Source organism: Bacteroidales bacterium (assembly GCA_023228145.1).
In the GTDB taxonomy this organism is placed as follows: Bacteria; Bacteroidota; Bacteroidia; order Bacteroidales; family CAIWKO01; genus CAIWKO01.
Map to the genome: position 1 here is coordinate 38,601 of JALOBU010000003.1, position 20,767 is coordinate 59,367.

Here is a 20,767-nt window from a genome sequence, read left to right on the forward strand (position 1 = left end):
CAACGATTATGAAAAGAAAATTCAAAACAAATCAAAAACTTTTATTGGTATTACTGGGACTTGTTTTTATTCTTCAAAGCGTATATGCTCAGGAATATAAATTTACAAAATTTCCTAATGACCCCCTGAATGCAAGAATTTACAAGCTTAAAAACGGCCTCACGGTTTTTATGACCATTTATAAAGACGAGCCGCGCATACAAACTTATATTGCCACCAGGGCAGGGAGCAAAAACGACCCTTCGGATGCAACCGGACTTGCACATTATTTTGAACACATGATGTTTAAGGGAACTTCCAAAATTGGCAGTATAAATTTTGAAAAGGAAGGCCCCATGGTAGCTACGATTGATAGCTTGTTCGAAGTGTACCGAGGTATTAAACCCGACGACAAAACCAATCGTGATAAAATCTATCGCCTTATTGACAGTATTTCCACCGAAGCATCAAAATTTGTAATACCTAATGAATATGATAAACTATTAAGCATTATCGGAGCTACAGGAACCAACGCTTACACATCGCTTGAGCAAACTGTATATGTGAACAATATCCCCGCCAACCAGCTGGAAAACTGGCTTACTATTGAAGCCGAACGCTTCAGACAGCCTGTACTTCGCTTGTTTCATACCGAGCTAGAAACCATATATGAAGAGTATAACATGACTATTTCCAACGACCAGGTTAAAATGTATTTTGCATTATTAAAAGCTTTATTTCAAAAACATACCTACGGAACACAAACGGTGATTGGTACTCCGGAACATTTGAAAAGCCCTTCGATGAAACGTGTCAGGGAATTTTATAGCAAAAACTATGTCCCCAATAATATGGCTATTTGCCTTTCGGGTGATTTTGATCCGGATGTGACCATCGCTTTGATTGATAAAATTTGGGGTGATTTAACACCTTCTGACGTAGAACCGTATAATTATGAGCCCGAAGAACCTATCACGGCACCACGTATAGTTACAGTTACAGGCCCCGATGCAGAAAATGTTTCTCTTGCTTTTCGATTTGGGGGGGCGAATACTAAAGATGCTATTATGCTGCCCCTGTTCGATATGATACTGGCAAATTCCGCCGCCGGATTGATTGACCTTAATTTGGTACAGAAACAAAAAGTTTTATCTGCAACAGCAAACTGTGAAATACTTGCCGATTATTCTTTTGAATTACTTACCGGAAAACCAAAAGAAGGCCAAACACTTGACCAGGTAAAAGATCTTTTACTGGAACAAATTGAAAAAATTAAAAAAGGCGAATTCGACGACTGGTTGCTTGAAGCAATTATAACTGACATGAAATTGCGTCAGGTGAAAGAGTATGAAAAAAACGAATCAAGGGCTCACGCTTTTGTTGAGGCATTTACACTCGGTGTACCGTGGGAAAAATACTCCAATAAAATCGAAATATTTTCAAAAGTGACCAAACAGGACATCATAGATTTTGCCAATAAAAATTTCGGGAACAACTATGTTTTAATTTATAAAAAGACAGGCAAGGATGAGACGATTGATAAAATTAAAAAACCCAAGATTACCAAAATAAAAATAAACCGCGATGACAAATCGGAATTTTTAAAGATTATAGAAGAGCAGAAGGTACGCGACATTGAACCGGTATTTCTTGATTATAATACCGATATTAAAAAATTCCAGCAAAAGAACCTGGAAGTATTATATGTTAAAAACAATGAAAATAAAACTTTTGATTTATACTATGTTTTTGATTTTGGAGTAAATCACGATAAAAAATTGGGTATGGCTATTGATTACCTTGAATATCTCGGTACATCAAAATACAGCCCCGAGGAAATCAAAAAAGAATTTTTTAAATTAGGATGCTCTTTTGAGGTTTTCAAATCTTATGACCAGGTTTGGGTTTCGCTTAGCGGCCTTACCGAAAATATTGAAAAAGGAATGATGCTCTTCGAATCCTTATTGTCCGACTGCCAGCCCAATCCCGAAGCCCTTGCGAATCTTGTTAATGATAAACTCAAACAACGAGAAAACAATAAGAAAAACCAGCAGATTATTTTTTCGCAGATGGTCATGTATGGTATCTATGGGGCTCAATCACCTGTTACTAATATTTTAAGTGAAAGCGAATTAAACAAACTGAACACTCAGGAACTGATTGACAGAATCAAAAACTTAACAAAACATTATCATAAAATATTGTATTACGGAAGCAATACTACAGAAGAACTAAAAATTTTGATAGAAAAATATCACAATGTTCCGGATGCGTTTGTTCCCATACCTGAGGAAACAAAATTCGCGGAACAGCCAACCAATGAAAATAAAGTTTATCAGGTTGACTATGATATGAAACAGGCGATGCTTCTGATGCTTAGCCAAAGCGAAGTGTATGATAAAAACAAGGAGCCCCTTATCCGTCTTTACAATGAGTATTTTGGCGGTTCGATGAATGCCATTGTATTTCAGGAAATGCGGGAATCAAGGGCATTGGCTTATGCTGCCATGTCTGTTTACCAGAATTTGCTTCAGAAAAAAGAAAACCACAATTACAATATTTCGTTTATCATGACTCAAACCGATAAGCTCGGAGATGCACTAAAAGCATTTTTTGATTTGATGAACAATATGCCTGAAGCCGAAAAATCATTTGAACTTGCCAAGAACTCTATAATTCAGGCGATGCGTACCGAAAGAATCACACAATCGGATATTTTGTTTAATTACGAAACAGCACGTAGGTTGGGCCAGGACAAAGACATACGCCGCGAAATATTTAAAGTTATACCCGATTTGAAATTCAATGATATTAAACAATTTCAGGAAGCCTATATCAAAGGGAAGCCACAGACTATTTTGGTTTTAGGCCCTTCAAAATCGCTGGATTTTAAAATGTTGAAATCATATGGCAAGGTAAAGAAATTGAAGCTTAAAGATATCTTTGGATATTAAAATACAAAAGCCGCTCAGAAATGGGCGGTTTTTTTTGAGTTCAATATGGTGCAACATCTCCTTGCAATGTTGCAGAAGAGCATTGTGTAATTCTCACATTCACGTAATCCCCTGCTTTATGCTTGTCATCAGTAAAAACCACCACTTTGTTTTGTGAAGTCCTGCCGCTTAATTGTTTGGATGAGCGTTTAGAAGTACCTTCAACAAGTACTTCTGAAATTTTGCCGATATCTTTTTTATTACTATGTAGTGATAGTTGGTTTTGTAAATTAATTATTTCATTCAGGCGGCGTAATTTAGTTTTTTCGGGCACATCATCGTTCATTTTCTCAGAAGCAGTGGTGCCTGAGCGCTCCGAATATTTAAACATAAATGCATAATCAAATGCAGCTTGTTTCATCACTGCAATGGTCTGTTGGTGGTCTTCTTCGGTTTCGCTGCAGAAGCCAGCGATGATATCTGAGGAGATACTACATTCAGGTATGGCTTTATAAATGGCGTTGATACGGTCAAGATAAAATTCACTTGTGTATTTTCGGTTCATCAGTTGCAGAATGCGGTTGCTGCCCGACTGAAGAGGCAGGTGTATGGATTTACAGATATTGGGATACTCGGCAATGACTTCTATCAAATCGTTCGAAAGGTCTTTAGGATGGGATGTGGCAAAACGGATGCGTAAGAGCGGATTGATTTCGGCAACTTTGGAGATAAGTTTCGGAAAGCCATACACTCCCGAACGGTATGAGTTCACATTTTGCCCGAGAAGTATAACTTCCCTGTACCCATTTTCGAAAAGTTCTTTGGCTTCAACAAGTATGCTTTCGGGTGAACGGCTTCGTTCGCTTCCTCGTGTGTAAGGAACAACACAGTATGAACAAAAGTTCTGGCACCCTCTCATAATGGATATAAATGCAGAAACTTCATTGTTGCCAATTCTTAGGGGGTTAATATCTTCGTAAGTTTCAGATTCGGAAAGTAAAGTATTTACTGCTTTGCTGTGATTAATAACTTCCTGAATCATTTGGGGCAATTCCCGGTATGTGTCAGGGCCTGCAATCAGGTCGGCGCCTTCTTCAAACAGCTTGTCTTGTATGCGTTCAGCCATGCAACCCAGTATACCGATAATCAACCGGTTGTTTTTATTCTTCAGGCTTTTCAGGTGTTTCAGGCGGTTCAAAACACGTTGTTCGGCATGTTCTCTAATGGAACAGGTATTTAAAAAAATCAATGAGGCTTCTTCGGGCTTTGAAACCTGCACATAATTCGCTTTGTTTAATACGGAAGCAACAATTTCGCTGTCCGAAAAATTCATTTGGCAGCCATAAGTTTCAATATGATAAGTATTAGGAATCATTAGTTTTAAATATCATGCAAAAGTAGTTAAACAAAAATTTTTAAAAAAATAATTTGGTTTTGAAATTTTTTTTTTGCGTTAATTTGCAAAACTTTTTAAAAAGCTATAAATATTATTGTATGATAAAAAACCTGGTAATAGTAGAATCTCCAGCAAAAGCGAAAACAATTGAGAAATTTCTCGGTAATGATTTTATTGTAAAATCGTGTTTTGGGCATATTCGTGACCTTTCAAAAAAAGAATTGAGTGTGGATATTAAAAATGGATTTCTCCCTCAATACGAAATTCCTACTGATAAAAAAAAGTTAGTTGATGAACTGGGCAAATATGCTAAAGAAGCACAAACCGTGTGGCTTGCATCTGATGAAGACAGAGAGGGTGAAGCCATATCATGGCATTTGGCTGAAGCCTTAAATCTGGATACGGCCAAAGTAAAACGTATTGCTTTTCATGAAATTACCAAAACAGCAATTCTTGAAGCTATAGAAAACCCAAGGACAATTAATATCAATCTTGTTGATGCACAGCAGGCCAGAAGAGTCCTTGACCGTCTGGTGGGATACGAATTATCGCCCCTACTGTGGAAAAAGGTTAGGCCGGCTTTATCTGCCGGAAGAGTTCAATCTGTAGCCGTCAGGCTTATTGTGGAGCGCGAAGAGGAAATTAGAAATTTCACATCGGTGTCTTTTTTCAGAGGCGGGGCAATTTTCAATATCATGATTGACGGCAAATGTAATAAAATAAAAGCCGAATTGTCAAACCGTTTTAAAACAAAAGCTGAAGCGGAAGATTTTCTTAAAAGGTGTGTTGGCGCTGAGTTTTGGGTGAAGGATATTGAAACTAAACCTGCCAAAAAATCACCGGCACCTCCATTCATCACATCAACGCTGCAACAGGATGCTAGTCGTAAACTCGGATTTTCTGTTTCAAAAACCATGATGATTGCCCAACAACTTTACGAATTGGGAAAAATTACCTATATGCGTACCGATTCGGTAAACCTGTCTAATATGGCATTGAGTATGGCAAAAAAAGAAATTGAAACCACATTCGGTAGCGAATATGTGAAAATCAGAAATTATAAAACTAAAAGCAAGGGTGCTCAAGAGGCTCACGAAGCGATAAGACCGACTTATATCAACAATCAGACTATTGAAGGGACTAACGACCAGAAAAAACTATACGATTTAATCTGGAAACGTACTATTGCTTCGCAAATGAGTGATTCTGAAATTGAAAAAACAAATATTTCAATTAGCAGTCCATCGGTAAAAGAAATTTTTGTTGCTACAGGAGAAGTAATTAAGTTTGACGGGTTCCTGAAAGTTTATTTTGAATCAACCGATGATGATGAGGAAGAAAACAATAAAGGAATGTTGCCTCCGGTAAAGCCAGGAGATAAACTTGAGAGGGAAGAGATATCTATGACCGAAAGGTTTACACTTCAACCTCCAAGATATACTGAAGCAAGCCTGGTTAAAAAGCTTGAAGAGCTTGGCATAGGAAGGCCATCAACCTATGCACCAATTATTTCAACAATACAAAAACGCGAATACGTTGTTTTAGGGAACAAAGATGGTGTTGAACGTATCTATTATCAAATGTTTCTCAGGAATGATACAATATCAGAAACACATAAAACCGAAACTGTTGGCTATGAAAAAGCGAAGTTATCACCAACAGATATTGGAATTTTGGTAAACAACTTTTTGAAGGAGAATTTCGGAGATATTTTGGATTATAATTTCACTGCAAGTGTGGAACTGGAATTTGATGAAATTGCCGAAGGGAAAAAGGTTTGGAATGTCATGATAAAAGATTTTTATAAAAATTTCCATATCAAAGTTGATGAAACACAGAAAACAGCAAAGAAAGTGAGCGGTTCACGCATGCTGGGGGTTGATTCTGTTACAGGCAAAAACATTTATGTAAAACTTGGAAAATTCGGAGGAATGATACAACTGGGCGAAAATGCCGACGATGTGAAACCGAGGTTTGTAGGATTGTTAAAAGGGCAAAGTATTGATAACATCACACTAAAAGATGCACTTGCGTTGTTGAGCTTGCCACGAAATCTTGGAAAATATGAAAATGAAGATGTTGTGGTGGGGGTAGGACGTTTTGGGCCTTATATCAGGCATAAAGGAAAGTTTTACTCTATAAAAAAAGGTGACAACCCCCTTGAAATTTCTTTGCCGCGAAGCATTGAAATTATGGAGGGCAAACAGACGAAATCAGATAAATATATTATAAAAGAATTTGCTGAAAATTCTGAAATCAGGGTATTGAACGGAAGATATGGCCCTTACATTTCAGCCATGAAAAAAAATTATAAAATCCCTAAAGAAAAAGAGCCCAAGGATTTGACACTGCAGGATTGCCTGGATGTAATAAATCAGGTTGGTGAAAAAGAACCTTCAAAAAAAACTGCTGTTAAAAAGAATAAAACGAAGAAAGCTCCAAAGAAGAAAACAGTTGGTAAGGCAAAAAAATCAACTGCAAAAAAAGCAAAAACTACTAGGTAATATGGATGTATCAATCTATTTCGAGCCGGTAGATGTTCAAAAAATAGTTGATGAGGAAAACAAACATCCTAACCATTTATTTTATGCACTCTCTGTATACCAGGAAAGTAATAAATTCCCTGATCTCGATAATATTGATATAGTATTGTTTGGCGTGGGTGAGAGCCGTGCATCTATTAATAATTATGGTTGTTCAAGTGCCCCCGACAATGTCCGTAAATTTCTTTATACTTTATTTAAGCATAATACCGGAATTAAAATTGCTGATTTAGGAAATATCAGACAGGGAAATACTATTAAGGATACATATTTTGCTTGTCGTGATGTAATTGCGAATATGCTTACACGCAATATAATTCCTGTGATTATTGGCGGTAGTCAAGATCTTACTTATGCGAATTATCTTGCCTATGAATCCATAGGTAGAATAATAAATATTGTTAATGTTGACAAATCCTTTGACCTTGGAGTCGGGGATGTTGCGCTTACTTCAAAAACGTATCTGAATAAAATAATTACTCATCAACCCAGCTATTTGTTTAATTATTCAAGCATTGGGTACCAGACATATTTTGTTGATGCCGAAGCCGTAGCGCTCATGGATAAATTATTTTTTGATACATATCGTTTAGGTATAATACAAGGTGATATGGAAGAAGTAGAACCTATGGTTCGCAATGCGGATATGATATCAGTTGATATTTCGGCTGTTCGCCAATCTGATGCCCCGGGTAATAAAAACGCTACTCCAAACGGGTTTTACGGAGAAGAATTATGTCGCATCATGCGTTATGCAGGATTAAGTGATAAGCTTACTTCTTTGGGAATTTACGAAATAAATCCTGAGTTTGACAATAACGGCCAAACATCTCATTTAGCGGCACAAGCAATCTGGTATTTTATAGAAGGCTATTATAACCGTAAACATGATTTTCCGGTTAAGGATAAAAAATATTATAGTAAGTACAGAGTAGCAATAAAAGAGTTGCAAAACGAAATCGTTTTTTATAAAAGTAAGAAATCCGACCGTTGGTGGATGGAAGTACCCTGTCCTGTAAAACTTTTATCCAAATATGAACGTCATTTTATGGTACCATGCTCATATAAAGACTACAAAACAGCTTTAAAAGAAGAAATTCCCGACCGCTGGTGGCAGGCATACAAGAAAATCATGTAATTGCTTTTGATTGCTTATTTTATTTCTCATCAAAATTTTTTTATTGACATTAAAAATTTTTTTTCATCTGTTTCAGATAGATAAAAAAAATTATCTTTGCGTAGTGAAACTTTTTTATGGGTTTAACAGTAAAAAAGTATTATTTTTGAATTTTTGGGACTTTAAGTGAAACGTTTTGATAAACAGGTTTTTACAGGAAGGGTAAAAATTTTACAAAAATTTTTATCAACATTTATTTGTTAATACAATTAATAATGTGTTACTTTATACCCTTTTTTAAAAAATTATAAAAAAAATATGAAAAAACTCTACTTATTTTTAATCTCAGTTTTGTTTTCTTGTACGGTCTTTGCTCAACAAGATGCACAATTTACACAGAACATGTTTACTAACATGTTTGTGAATCCCGGTTATGCAGGTATCAATAAGCAGATTTGCATAACGACATTATTCCGTCAGCAATGGACAGGCTTTACATCTACTTATACTGACCAATCAACTCAAGAGGAAAAGACATACAAAAGCTCTCCGCAAACTATTTTACTTACCATTGATGCTCCTATCAGGGCCCTGCATGGAGGCCTCGGAGGTTCAGTATTTAATGACAAGCTGGGAGCTGAAAATAATCTTGGTGTTCGCTTGGCATATTCATTTCATGTTAACATTGCCATTGGTACACTGGGTATTGGGTTACAAGCAGGCTTTTTAAATAAGTCAATTGATTTTTCCAAATTCAATCCTCTCGATCCTAACGACCCATTGTTAATGAACAACTCGGGAAAGAAAAGCTTATTTATCACTGACATTGCTTTCGGTTTGTTTTATAATATTCCCGGGAAAGCATATGTGGGAATTTCTTCAAATCAGCTTATAGAAAGCAAGCTTAAACTTGGCGACCAATTTAATTCTAAGCTCAAAAGACACTATTATCTTACCGGAGGTTATCATTGGAATATTAATCCCGAATGGGAACTTAGCCCTTATGTTCTTATTAAAACAGATTTTGCATCGGCACAATATGACATCGCTGCCCTGGTTAAATGGAAAAATATGATATGGGGAGGTGTTGCTTACCGTGTGCAGGATGCTGTTGCGATTATTGTTGGGGCTTATCCACTTAATCAGCCATCCATGAGCCCAGCATTGCAAAACTTAAGAATAGGCTATTCATATGATATAACAACATCAGCTTTAGGAAAGAATAAGAGAAGTAGTGGTTCCCATGAAGTAATGCTTGGGTATTGCTTTAAAATTGAACCGAAAAAATATGTTACAAAATATATCAATACAAGGTTTTTATAAAAATGTTTAACAGACGTAACAAAAAATATTATTTTTACGTTTTAATGGTATCAACGAAATAAAAATCAATATAAAAAAAGAAAATTAGTAAGCAAATAATCAAAATATGAAAAAATTCCTGGTAATAATAGCTTTTTTTGCAATAATAGCTTTAAGCAGTTGCAAAAATCAAGGTAGCGGGGAACTCATAGGGGTTCCGGGAAGGGAAGGATTTTATCAGCCTACACCTTACGGAATGTTATTTATTCCTCCCGGCAGTTATCAAATGGGCCCCAGCGATCAGGACGTTCCATATTCATTAACGGCACAACACAAAACAGTTACCGTGCAAGCATTTTATATGGATGAGACTGAGATAACCAATAACGAGTATCGTCAATTTGTATATTATGTAAGAGATTCTTTGGCAAGGGAATTACTTGGAGGAGTTACTCCTGAGGATTGGTGGATTGAAGAAGACGAATTTGGCGAACCACTGGAACCACACATGCTGAACTGGGAGACAAGAATTCGCTGGGACAGGTTGGAGCAGGAAGAAATAGAAGCATTGGCTCCTTTATATATGCCGGAACATGAAAGATTTTACAGAAGAAAAGAAATAGATACCAGAAAACTAAATTATGTTTATTACTGGATAGATTATAGAGCAGCAGCAAAAAAAGATTTCTCAGCTGATGCACAAGCTACACAAGACCAAGCCGACTATGATTTGGCAAGCTTGGCAAACCGTCCTCAGGGAGTAAAAGACAGATCAGTTTATATTAAAAAGGATGTAATTAATGTTTATCCGGATACCTTATGCTGGGTTCACGATTACACATATTCTTATAATGAGCCCATGTTGAATTATTTTGCACATCCCGCTTATGATAATTATCCTGTTGTAGGCGTTAACTGGAAACAAGCTCGTGCATTTTGTATCTGGAGGTCTAATATGCTTAATGATTATCTGGAAGCTGGTGGAGAAACAAGAGTTAATGAATTCCGTTTACCCACAGAATCCGAATGGGAATGGGCAGCACGCGGCGGACTTGATGAAAGTCCTTTCCCTTGGGGTGGACCCTATATTCGCAATAGCAATGGGTGTTTCCTTGGAAACTACAAACCTTTAAGAGGTAATTATATAGATGATGGAGGTGTACATACTTTGATAGTAGCTCACTTTGCACCAAATGATTATGGGTTATATGATATGGCTGGTAATGTTGCTGAATGGTGTGATGATGCATATGATGAATCTGCTTATAATTTTGCTCATGATCTCAATATGAATTATTCATACGAAGCAAAAAAATCAGATCCTGAAGCGTTGAAACGCAAAGTTATTAGGGGAGGCTCATGGAAAGACGTTGGATATTATATGCAAACAGGAACCAGAACCTATGAGTTTCAGGATACGGCAAAATGTTATATAGGCTTCAGGTGCGTGCAAACATACTTAGGCCGTCATATTGACGATGGCTCAAGTTCTTCAAATGTTTATAGATAAAATTAATAATCAATTAATATTAACAATTTTAAAAAACAAATTTTAACTATGGGACTTTATAATTTAGTAAGAAGCAAGGGTTACAAACAATTTATGGCCAAATTATATGGCTGGGGTGCATCAGTGGTTATTCTTGGTGCTTTATTTAAAATCAATCACTATCCCGGGGCAGATATCATGCTTATTATTGGTTTGGGGACAGAATCATTAATTTTCTTTTTCTCGGCTTTTGAACCACTGCATGTGGAGTATGACTGGTCGTTGGTATATCCTGAACTAGCAGGCATGGATGATATTGATGGAAAGAAAAAGAAGAAAAACCTTACACAGGAACTTGATAGAATGCTTGAAGAAGCAAAAATAGGTCCAGAACTTATAAATAGTTTGGGAGAAGGGATGCGTCATTTGGGCGAAAATGCAAAAAAACTTTCTGGCGTTGCTGATGCTGCCGGTGCTACTGATAGTTACGTATCAAATTTGAATATGGCATCTAGCTCTGTTAAAAATTTATCAGAAACTTATGCAAAAACTGCTGAAATTTTAGGAAAAGATATCTACTCAGCTGAAGAATTAACAAACAGTATTAAAACCGCTTCGGCTTCTGCAAATAATTTAACGGGCGCATATAGCCAGATGGCTGAAACTATCCAAAAAGATATTAATGCTACCGAAATGTACGTTAATAGTATTAAGCAGGCCACAGAATCAGCACATAATCTTGCAGATAAATATACAAGGTCATGTGAATCATTGACAAAATCAGCAGAAGCTATAGATTTTTCTGCTGTTGACGGAAAATCATATGGAGACCAGATACAAAGGATGTCGAAAAATTTATCTGACCTTAATAACATTTACGAATTACAACTGAAGAGCACAGGTGAACAGCTTCAAAAAACAGATATGATGAAAGAAACAATAACTTCGTTTCTGTCAAATCTTAATGAATCTGTTGAAGGCACTGCAAAATACAAAGAACAGGTCAATGTGCTGGCTAAAAATGTTTCGGCACTTAATCAAGTTTATGGAAATATGCTTGCTGCAATGAATATTAAACAAAACAATTAAGAATTATTTAAAGGGTTTAACTAAAAAAACAGGAGCAAATTATGGGTGCAACAAATTGTCCGGAAACCCCGAGACAGCGAATGATTCAAATGATGTATCTCGTTCTGACAGCACTTTTGGCACTTAACGTATCTAAAGAGATTCTGAATGCATACCTCGTTGTAAACGAAGGTATGGAAACAACAAATAAAAACTTTTCTAAAAAAGTTGAAAGTTCATATGCTCAGTTCGATAAACAGATGGAAATTAATAGAGCCAAGGTTCAGCCTTATTACGAAAAAGCACAGCAGGCCAAGAAATTTTCAGATGACTTGATTGCTTATATAGAACAGATGAAATTGGAAGTTATTGCTAAAGAATCACGCAAATCAGTTGAAGAGATTAAGACATTGAAATTTGGATCCCTTCCCGGCTTGGATAAATGGTCCGAATCTACGCGCTATTTTATAGGAAGCAGTGAAAAAGGTGAGGGAGCCAAGGCCACTGAATTAAAAAACAAACTGGAAGAATACAAAACAAGTTTGTTAAATCTGATTGATGAAAAACATCGCGCTAATATGAATTTAGGTATAGACACAAAAGGTCCTTATAAAAGTTTAAATGGCCGCGAGCAAAATTGGGAGATGCATAATTTTTATAATACTATCATGGCAGCAGACATTGTTATATTGAACAAACTGATTGCCGAAGTGAAAAATGCTGAATTTGATGTGGTAAACAGATTGATATCTGAAATTTCACTGGAAGATTTTAAATTTGATAAAATTGGAGCTAAAGTAGTTGCAAAAAGCAGTTATATATTAACTGGAGAAACTTATGAAGCTGATATTTTTGTCGCAGCTTATGACACAAAGCAAAATCCAGAAATAATTGTGGGTGCAGGAGTTGATACAAATACTCTCGTAATAAGTGGGACACAAATGACAGTTGAAGGCGAAGCAGGTGTGGGTAAGTTGAAACTTCCAGCCGGAGGTCCCGGTGTTAAGCAATACGGTGGAGTTATTAAAGTTACAGGTTCTGATGGGGTTGAGAGGTCGTATCCTTTCAACAGTGAATATGTTGTTGGAACACCATCTGCCACAATATCACCGGTTAAAATGAATGTTTTTTATATTGGACTAGATAATCCTGTCTCGATTTCAGTTCCTGGAGCTTCAAACGAACAAATAACAGCTACTATTACTGGCGGCGGTGGCAGCATTACTAAAGTGAATGGAAAGGATCATAATTACATTGTAAAAGTAGCAACTCAGGGAGAAGCAACAGTAAATGTAAGCGCCAAAATGGGAGCAACTTCTCGTTCTATGTGTTCGATGAAATTCAGGGTAAAGCGTGTACCTAGCCCTATTCCTTACGTTGGGAATGTACAGGGAGGTTTGATACCTAAAGGTACGCTTTTGGCTGCTGGCGGAGTCATACCAAGAATGGATGGTTTTGAATTCGAAGCTTATTTTACGATTACAAGTTTTACTCTTACAATGAGTCAGGCCGGCGATCTTATTTCTCTTCAGTCGAGCGGTTCAAAGTTTACCCCACAAATGATTACCATGATAAATAAAGCTACAAGAGGGCAAAAAGTATATATTGAAGATATTAAAGCGAAGGGGCCGGATGGATCTTCACGTTCTTTAAGTTCAATTGCTTTAAAAATTAATTAAAACCCCCCAAAGGAGGTATTTTATGAAAAGAATAATCAGTATCATATCATTTGTTGCATTCCTGTTCTCTATACAGCATGATGCAAATGCACAAAATAATTTAGGAAAACCGCCTTTAGATGGTGTTTATTATAAATTGAACACTCCTAATCGTGAGCCCATACCTTATTCTTCACTTCGTGAAGCTGATGTTATGTGGGCCAAACGTATATGGCGCATTATTGATATGAGACAAAAAATTAACCTCCCGTTTTATTATCCTGTTCAAGAACAACAGGGGCGTAAAAGCCTTATGCAAATTCTTTATAATGCGATTAAAGAAAACACAATTACAGCTTATACAACGGATAACGAAGAATTTTTAACACCACTAACTCCTGCAGAATTAAAAAGAACTCTTGACAAGGAGGATACTATGACAATGACTAGATTGGAACCACCTTACGATGAATATGATAGTGTGATTTCCAATCCTTTTGATCCATCTTCAGTTTATTTATTGAGGGTAAAAGAAGACTGGTTTTTTGATAAACAGCGTTCTGTTATGGATGTCCGAATTCTTGGTTTATGTCCATATATGGAAGAATTGGATGAATTTGGTGAACCTAAAGGTTTTAAACCATTATTTTGGGTTTATTTTCCTGAATGTCGCAAAATTTTTGCCAATAATGAAGTATATAACAAATGGAACGATGCTGAAAGAAGAACATATGAAGATGTGTTTTTTAAACGGCTTTTTGGAAGTTATATTTACAAAGAAAGTAATGTTTACGATAGAAGAATATACCAATATGCAAAGGGAATGGATGGTTTGCTCGAAGCGGAGAGGGTTAAAGAAGAACTCTTTGTTAAAGAGCATGATTTGTGGGAATATTAAAATAAAAAAACCCCGGCAAAACGCCGGGGTTTTTTTATTTTTGCTTTAAATTGATATTGTGTTACACACTTTTCTTGACACACCTATTGAATATTGTAAAGGAGTTGGCCCCGCTCGTGCCGAAGTATTAAAAAAAGAGGCAGGTATTTTTACATTTCGAGATTTGCTTTCTTATTATCCTTATAGATATGTTGATAAGACAAAATTTCAAAAAATTTATGAAATTGATACTAGTACCGGATATGTACAGTTAATAGGAAAAGTAAATGAAATTTCAATTGCAGGAGTTGGCAAAGGGACAAGAATGATTGTAAGGTTTGCTGATGATACCGGAGAAATTGAATTGGTTTGGTTTAATGGAGTGAAATGGCTTAAGGAAAAAATTAAACAGGGTTCTGAATATGTTGTTTTCGGAAAACCTACTTACTTTAATGGCAAGATAAACATTACACATCCCGAAATTGAATTATTGGAAAAATCCGAAAAAAACAAAACTTCAAGTATTTTACAGCCGTTTTATAATTCATCCGAAAAACTTAAGTCCAAAGGGCTTGATAGCAAGGGTGTCGGTAAAATAATTAGAAATATTTTAAATGATGCTATCGGTAAATTAAAGGAAAATCTTTCAACAAAAATTATTCAAAAACTGCATTTGGTATCTCACGAAGCAGCGGTTAATGCTATACATTTTCCTGAAAATTTCAATGAACTTGGTAGAGCCAAAGCAAGACTTAAATTTGAAGAATTATTTTTTATTCAGTTGCGGCTTGTTATGATGAAACATTACAGGCAAAAAGAAATAAGGGGACATATTTTTGCTACTGTGGGAGAGAACCTGAATACATTTTTTTATAAAGTTTTGCCCTACAAACTGACGGAAGCTCAAAAAAGAGTTATACGTGAAATAAGGAAAGATATGTCCACCGGGAAACAGATGAACCGTTTGCTGCAGGGCGATGTGGGAAGCGGAAAGACATTGGTGGCACTTATGTGTATGCTTATAGCTCTTGATAATGGATTCCAGTCCTGTTTAATGGCTCCGACCGAAGTTTTGGCAATTCAGCATTATCAAACTCTGCAGGGATTTCTAAAACAAATGGGAATAAATGTTTCTTTGCTTACAGGTTCGGTAAAATCCGCTCAAAGAAAAAAAATATTGGAAGGTTTGAGTAATGGAGATATAAAATTTGTAATAGGAACACACGCATTGATAGAAGATATAGTAAGATTTAAAAGCCTGGGACTGGCTGTTATTGACGAACAACATCGCTTTGGGGTTGCCCAGCGTGCAAAACTCTGGAAAAAAGGAACTATTCCTCCGCATATTCTTGTTATGACAGCTACGCCAATCCCAAGGACTTTGGCAATGACAATATATGGCGACCTCGACGTTTCTGTGATTGACGAATTACCTCCAGGGAGGAAACCGATAACTTCAATGCATTTCGATGATTCGTCACGACTGAAAGTACAAGGGTTTATGAAAACTCAGATACGTCAAGGACGGCAAATATATGTTGTTTATCCATTAATATTTGAATCCGAAGCATTGGATTTGAAACACCTTATGGAAGGTTATGAGGCTATTGTTAGGGATTTTCCTTTGCCTGAATTTGCAGTCAGCATGGTTCACGGCCAAATGAAATCACAGGAAAGGGATTATGAAATGTCACGTTTTGTAAAAGGAGAAACACAAATCATGGTTGCTACAACCGTGATAGAAGTGGGTGTAGACGTCCCTAATGCTACCGTTATGGTGATTGAAAATGCCGAACGTTTTGGATTGTCACAATTACATCAATTGCGCGGTAGAGTGGGAAGAGGTGCCGACCAATCTTATTGTTTATTGATGACAGCAGATAAAATTAGTAACGAAGCCCTTGTCCGTATTGAAACTATGTTAAAAACAAACGATGGGTTTCAGATTGCTGAAGCAGATTTGAAACTGAGAGGCCCAGGTAATATTGACGGTTTACAACAAAGCGGAATTACAGACCTGGTACTTGCAGATATTGTTGCTGATGAAAAAATTCTGAAATATGCACATATGGTTGCAAAAGAAACAATTGAATCTGACCCTGAACTTAAAAAACCAGAAAATTATCCTATAAAGGATTTTATTCAAAGTGAAAACAAGCGTAAAGGCTCATGGAGCATGATAAGCTGATAAAAAGTAGTAAAATGCCTGTATTTTTTATTAATCAAATTGATAAGAGCACAAAAATTGGGGTTTGGCATATCACCGAAACCTCTGTAAATTTAATGGACAATTATAGTTTGTGCTGTGAGGAAAAGTCTCCAATAAATGATTTCGTACATGAAAATCGAAAAAAACACTGGTTGAGTTATAGATTATTGTTAAGACAAATGATTCCTGATAGCTTTAATATCGAATACGATTACACCGGTAAGCCATTGATTACTAAAAACAAAGAGTACGAACAAGTTTCTATATCCCATTCAGGGGAATTTGCGGCCGTTATAATTAGTAATAGAAAGAAGGTTGGGATTGATATTGAAAAGATTAGCAAACGTATTGAAAAAGTTGCAGCAAAGTTTTTATGTAATGAAGAACAGAATTTTATGAATAATGATCTCAGGCTTGATTATTTATGTGTGAGTTGGTCGGCAAAAGAAGCGCTGTACAAAGTTTTTGGCGCTGATTTCTATGATTTTGCTAATCAAATGCTACTCAAGCCTTTTAGCCTTAGTGATACAGGAGTTATTGATGCACAATTGAAGAATGAAGGTTATTCCGTTCATTGTTTAATACATTATCAAAAAATTCAAGATTATTTCCTTTCATATGTAATTTGTTGAAACAAAATTTAGTAATTAGCACGTTTTTTTTATCTTCGCATAAGTATGGATATATACAAACAAATTTTAGAAAAAGCAAGTAAAGGTAAAAAGCAGCTTTGCGTTTTACTTGACCCCGATAAGCTTACTCATGCCGATACTCAAAACATTACTTTTGTTGCTCAAGATGCAGGAATAGATTGTTTTTTTATAGGGGGAAGCCTTTTTACCTCAGACAAAATAGATGAAACCATTATATCCGTTAAGGAAAGGTCAACAATTCCGGTAGTAATTTTCCCCGGCAATGTTTTACAGATAAGTTCACATGCGGATGCGATATTGTTTCTTTCACTTATTTCCGGCAGAAATGCTGAAATGCTGATAGGAAAACATGTTATTGCCGCGCCATATATTCGCGAGGCAGGCATGGAAGTAATCCCAACCGGCTATATGCTTGTTGATGGTGGAAAACAAACAGCAGTTTCATACATGAGTAATTCATTGCCAATACCTTATGATAAAAATGATATTGCAATGTGTACGGCATTGGCTGGAGAAATGTTAGGACTAAAACTAATATACATGGATGCTGGCAGCGGAGCCGAAAAAAATATCAGTTTATCAATGGTTGAAAAAGTAAAAACGAATATCAAAATCCCATTGGTTATTGGTGGCGGCATTTGCGATGCTTATACAGCAAAAGATATTTTTAATGCTGGAGCAGATATTCTTGTTATTGGCAATGCTGTCGAAAACAACTCGTCTCTTATTTATGATATTATGCAAATTATTAAATAATTTTTTAGCGGCACATGCCGAAATAAAATTTGAAATTTCAATTAGTATATAGAAAAACTCTGATTTCATGAGAAATTTCACGACCAAAATTTTAAGTTATTTTTTATTTGGAGTTTTAATTTTGTTGTCACTGCTTCCCTTTTGGGTATTATATGGCATTGCTGATTTACTGGCATTTATATTATGTTATGTGCTAAGATATCGCAAAAAAGTTGTTATGAAAAACCTAGAAGGGAGTATTCAGGGTGATTCAAATGCAAAAAAAATAATATGGCCTTTTTATCGATTTCTTGCTGATGTTTTTGTCGAATCTATTAAGTGTTTTACCATAAGCAAAAAGAATTTGCTAAAACGAATTATCTGTGTGAACCCAGAAATAATGGAGCAATATGCTCAAAAAAACAAAAGCGTCATATTTATGTCTGCACATTATTGCAATTGGGAATACCTGATTTATTCGATGAATTTATTATTTCCACATTGGGCTATTGGGGTAGGAAAGCCCTTATCAAATGCGGTGATGAATAAACTTACTAATGCCAGAAGGAGTCGTTTTGGTATGAAAATTATCAATGCAAAGAATATTAAGGAAGAATTTCAAAAAGACAAGGACAAACTTACAGCGAACTTGTTTCTTTCCGACCAGTATCCCGGAGGTAAAAGTAAAGGATATCATTGTGTTTTTTTAAATAAAGAAACTGATTTTTTGTATGGAGCTGAAAAATATGCAGCGGAATATGACTATTCAGTTGTTTATGGTGATTTTAGAAGATTGAAACGGGGTCGTTATCAAATAGAAATTATTAAGATTACAGACAAACCTAAAGAAACTGAGTTTGGTTATATTATGAGTATTTATGTCGGCCTGCTTCAGAAGAGCATTTTAAGCCAGCCTGAATTTTGGTTGTGGTCGCATAAGCGATGGAAACATCTACCGAATTTTTACGGCTAAGCTTGTTTAATCAGGTTCCGATTCTTTGATATCTTTGATGTTTAATTGCAGGGAAATCAATCCGTTCCATTCGTTTTCTTCAATGTGGTAGCAGATATCAAAAGAGTTGCCTTCATGGATGTAGTTATAAAAGTCAGCAAGTTGAAAAGCTATGGCGGGAAAAGGATTGAGAGAAATCTCTGGGTAAGTAATAGATAATTTTAAATGATGTTTGTCATTTTTTCCTACGAGCCTGATATTCCCAAAATCAACAACGCCTTTGGTCAAGAAAACAGGCGACATGTTTCCGGGCCCGAAAGGAGAGAATTGTTTAATGATTTTAAAAAAGTTAAGATTAATTTGCCGCAAATCCAATTCTGAATCTATCTCAACTTCCGGTACCTGCATTTCTTCAGTTATAGTTTTGGAAACTATTTCTTCAAATTTATTAATAAACTTGTGAAGGTTTTCCGGTTTAAGGGTAAGGCCAGCAGCATATTTATGCCCCCCGAAATGTTCAAGCAGGCCACTACAGGCATCAATAGCATCATAAATATCGAAATCTTTTACCGAACGCGCAGAACCACATATCAACCCGTTTGAATTGGTAAGAACAATGGTGGGGCGATAAAAGTTTTCAGTAAGACGCGAAGCAACAATACCAATAATTCCTTTGTGCCAATTAGCGTTATAAACAACAGTGGTTTTTTTTCTAAGCAAATCGGGTTCATTTTTTACCATGTCTATGGCCTCAATTGTTGTTTGGCTGTCAAGGGTGCGCCTTTCGGTGTTGTAGTTGTCAATTTGTGTTCCTAAGGTAAGTGCATTTTCAAGGTTATCGGCTATTAATAATTCAACAGAGTTACGTCCGCTTTCAATGCGTCCTGCAGCATTAATACGTGGCCCGATAAGGAACACCAAATCATTGATATTTAGCTCTCTTGAAAAAATCAGCCCCATTTCGTTGCCAGGAGACGCAAATATACGTTTAATACCTCCGCTTTGCAATACAGCTTCAATGCCGGGCCTTGGATTAGAATTAATTAATTTTAGGCCATAGTAAGCGAGTACGCGATTTTCTCCCGTTATTGGGACTATGTCAGATGCAATACTTACAACCACTAAATCCAGATACTGTTTTAATTCTTCAACCTTAATATTTTTTTTCTGACATATCGCCTGTATTAGTTTAAATCCAATGCCGCAGCCTGAAAGCTCTTTATATGGGTAATCACAATCAGGCCTTTTGGGGTCTAGAACAGCAAATGCAACAGGTATATCAATTCCGGGACGATGATGGTCGCAAACAATAAAGTCAATGCCTTTGCTATTTGCATAGGCAATTTTATCAATTTCTTTAATGCCGCAATCCAGCGCTATGATAAGCTTAGTATTGGTTTCTACAGCGAAATCAATACCTTTTTCTGAAATGCCGTACCCTTCATTGTAACGGTCAGGAATATAAAAATCAATATTATTGTATTGTTGAAATTGGTTTTTGAGGAATGAATAAACCAAAGCGACAGCAGAAGTACCATCCACATCATAATCGCCATAAACAATGATACGTTCGTTATTTTCAATTGCTTTTTCAATACGTTCAACAGCCTTGCCCATGTCTTTCATTAAAAATGGGTCATGCAGGTGTTTAAGTTCAGGTCGAAAAAAATTTCTGGCATCTTCAAAAGTTATAATACCCCTCTGAAAAAGCAGGTTGGCAATAGGTAAAGATATGTTTAATTCTTTTGCTAAAGGTTCAAGTTCGTCACTATTATATTGATGCTTCAGTACCCAGCGTTTTTCCATATCTCAATTTCTATATTACAAAAGTAATAATAAAGACCCGAAAAGTTTTT

The 20,767-nt window shown here is 36.1% G+C and carries 14 protein-coding genes; 12 read left to right on the plus strand and 2 right to left on the minus strand.

Annotated elements, in window-relative coordinates:
• Positions 1-8: 8 nt before the first annotated feature.
• On the plus strand, positions 9-2,933 hold the full coding sequence (locus tag M0R16_02000) for an insulinase family protein (protein MCK9611653.1): 2,925 nt from the start codon (positions 9-11) through the stop codon (positions 2,931-2,933).
• Between the two features lie 40 nt (positions 2,934-2,973).
• Here M0R16_02000 and miaB read toward each other — a convergent pair whose 3' ends face one another.
• Positions 2,974-4,287, minus strand: a complete 1,314-nt coding sequence (gene miaB, locus M0R16_02005) for a tRNA (N6-isopentenyl adenosine(37)-C2)-methylthiotransferase MiaB (protein ID MCK9611654.1) — start codon at positions 4,285-4,287, stop codon at positions 2,974-2,976.
• A 119-nt stretch (positions 4,288-4,406) separates the two neighbouring features.
• Here miaB and topA point away from each other — a divergent pair, with 119 nt between their 5' ends.
• The 11 genes from topA (at position 4,407) to M0R16_02060 (ending at position 18,932) form a co-directional block, all read left to right on the plus strand.
• Positions 4,407-6,812: a type I DNA topoisomerase gene (gene topA / locus M0R16_02010; GenBank protein ID MCK9611655.1), complete on the plus strand. Its 2,406-nt coding sequence runs from the start codon at positions 4,407-4,409 to the stop codon at positions 6,810-6,812.
• Position 6,813: 1 nt separating this feature from the next.
• Positions 6,814-7,989 carry a formimidoylglutamase gene (locus tag M0R16_02015; GenBank protein ID MCK9611656.1) on the plus strand — a complete coding sequence of 392 codons (1,176 nt, stop codon included), beginning with the start codon at positions 6,814-6,816 and terminating at the stop codon, positions 7,987-7,989.
• Positions 7,990-8,286: 297 nt separating this feature from the next.
• Positions 8,287-9,291 (plus strand): type IX secretion system membrane protein PorP/SprF, encoded by a 1,005-nt coding sequence (locus M0R16_02020; GenBank protein MCK9611657.1) that lies wholly within the window; start codon positions 8,287-8,289, stop codon positions 9,289-9,291.
• 106 nt (positions 9,292-9,397) lie between these two features.
• Entirely contained in the window at positions 9,398-10,780 is a 1,383-nt protein-coding gene (locus tag M0R16_02025) for an SUMF1/EgtB/PvdO family nonheme iron enzyme (GenBank protein MCK9611658.1), read from the plus strand.
• A gap of 48 nt (positions 10,781-10,828) precedes the next feature.
• Positions 10,829-11,848, plus strand: coding sequence for a gliding motility protein GldL (gldL, locus tag M0R16_02030; GenBank protein ID MCK9611659.1), 1,020 nt, complete (start codon positions 10,829-10,831; stop codon positions 11,846-11,848).
• A gap of 41 nt (positions 11,849-11,889) precedes the next feature.
• On the plus strand, positions 11,890-13,506 hold the full coding sequence (gldM, locus tag M0R16_02035) for a gliding motility protein GldM (GenBank protein ID MCK9611660.1): 1,617 nt from the start codon (positions 11,890-11,892) through the stop codon (positions 13,504-13,506).
• Between the two features lie 22 nt (positions 13,507-13,528).
• Positions 13,529-14,383 carry a gliding motility protein GldN gene (gene gldN / locus M0R16_02040; protein ID MCK9611661.1) on the plus strand — a complete coding sequence of 285 codons (855 nt, stop codon included), beginning with the start codon at positions 13,529-13,531 and terminating at the stop codon, positions 14,381-14,383.
• Positions 14,384-14,441: 58 nt separating this feature from the next.
• Entirely contained in the window at positions 14,442-16,550 is a 2,109-nt protein-coding gene (recG, locus tag M0R16_02045; protein ID MCK9611662.1) for an ATP-dependent DNA helicase RecG, read from the plus strand.
• Complete coding sequence (locus tag M0R16_02050; protein ID MCK9611663.1) at positions 16,532-17,203, plus strand: 4'-phosphopantetheinyl transferase superfamily protein; 672 nt, start codon at positions 16,532-16,534, stop codon at positions 17,201-17,203. The genes recG and M0R16_02050 overlap by 19 nt, the downstream gene beginning before the upstream one ends.
• 45 nt (positions 17,204-17,248) lie before the next feature.
• A complete protein-coding gene (locus tag M0R16_02055) occupies positions 17,249-17,980 on the plus strand; it encodes a geranylgeranylglyceryl/heptaprenylglyceryl phosphate synthase (GenBank protein MCK9611664.1) in 732 nt (243 codons plus the stop codon).
• A gap of 67 nt (positions 17,981-18,047) precedes the next feature.
• Positions 18,048-18,932: a lysophospholipid acyltransferase family protein gene (locus M0R16_02060; GenBank protein ID MCK9611665.1), complete on the plus strand. Its 885-nt coding sequence runs from the start codon at positions 18,048-18,050 to the stop codon at positions 18,930-18,932.
• Between the two features lie 6 nt (positions 18,933-18,938).
• Here M0R16_02060 and recJ read toward each other — a convergent pair whose 3' ends face one another.
• Positions 18,939-20,717 (minus strand): single-stranded-DNA-specific exonuclease RecJ, encoded by a 1,779-nt coding sequence (gene recJ, locus M0R16_02065; GenBank protein ID MCK9611666.1) that lies wholly within the window; start codon positions 20,715-20,717, stop codon positions 18,939-18,941.
• Positions 20,718-20,767: the final 50 nt, after the last annotated feature.

Coding starts and splice junctions, on each gene's coding strand:
- M0R16_02000 (MCK9611653.1), top strand. CDS start 9: ATGAAAAGAAAATTCAAAACAAATCAAAAACTTTTATTGGTATTACTG.
- miaB (MCK9611654.1), bottom strand. CDS start 4,287: ATGATTCCTAATACTTATCATATTGAAACTTATGGCTGCCAAATGAAT.
- topA (MCK9611655.1), top strand. CDS start 4,407: ATGATAAAAAACCTGGTAATAGTAGAATCTCCAGCAAAAGCGAAAACA.
- M0R16_02015 (MCK9611656.1), top strand. CDS start 6,814: ATGGATGTATCAATCTATTTCGAGCCGGTAGATGTTCAAAAAATAGTT.
- M0R16_02020 (MCK9611657.1), top strand. CDS start 8,287: ATGAAAAAACTCTACTTATTTTTAATCTCAGTTTTGTTTTCTTGTACG.
- M0R16_02025 (MCK9611658.1), top strand. CDS start 9,398: ATGAAAAAATTCCTGGTAATAATAGCTTTTTTTGCAATAATAGCTTTA.
- gldL (MCK9611659.1), top strand. CDS start 10,829: ATGGGACTTTATAATTTAGTAAGAAGCAAGGGTTACAAACAATTTATG.
- gldM (MCK9611660.1), top strand. CDS start 11,890: ATGGGTGCAACAAATTGTCCGGAAACCCCGAGACAGCGAATGATTCAA.
- gldN (MCK9611661.1), top strand. CDS start 13,529: ATGAAAAGAATAATCAGTATCATATCATTTGTTGCATTCCTGTTCTCT.
- M0R16_02050 (MCK9611663.1), top strand. CDS start 16,532: ATGGAGCATGATAAGCTGATAAAAAGTAGTAAAATGCCTGTATTTTTT.
- M0R16_02055 (MCK9611664.1), top strand. CDS start 17,249: ATGGATATATACAAACAAATTTTAGAAAAAGCAAGTAAAGGTAAAAAG.
- M0R16_02060 (MCK9611665.1), top strand. CDS start 18,048: ATGAGAAATTTCACGACCAAAATTTTAAGTTATTTTTTATTTGGAGTT.
- recJ (MCK9611666.1), bottom strand. CDS start 20,717: ATGGAAAAACGCTGGGTACTGAAGCATCAATATAATAGTGACGAACTT.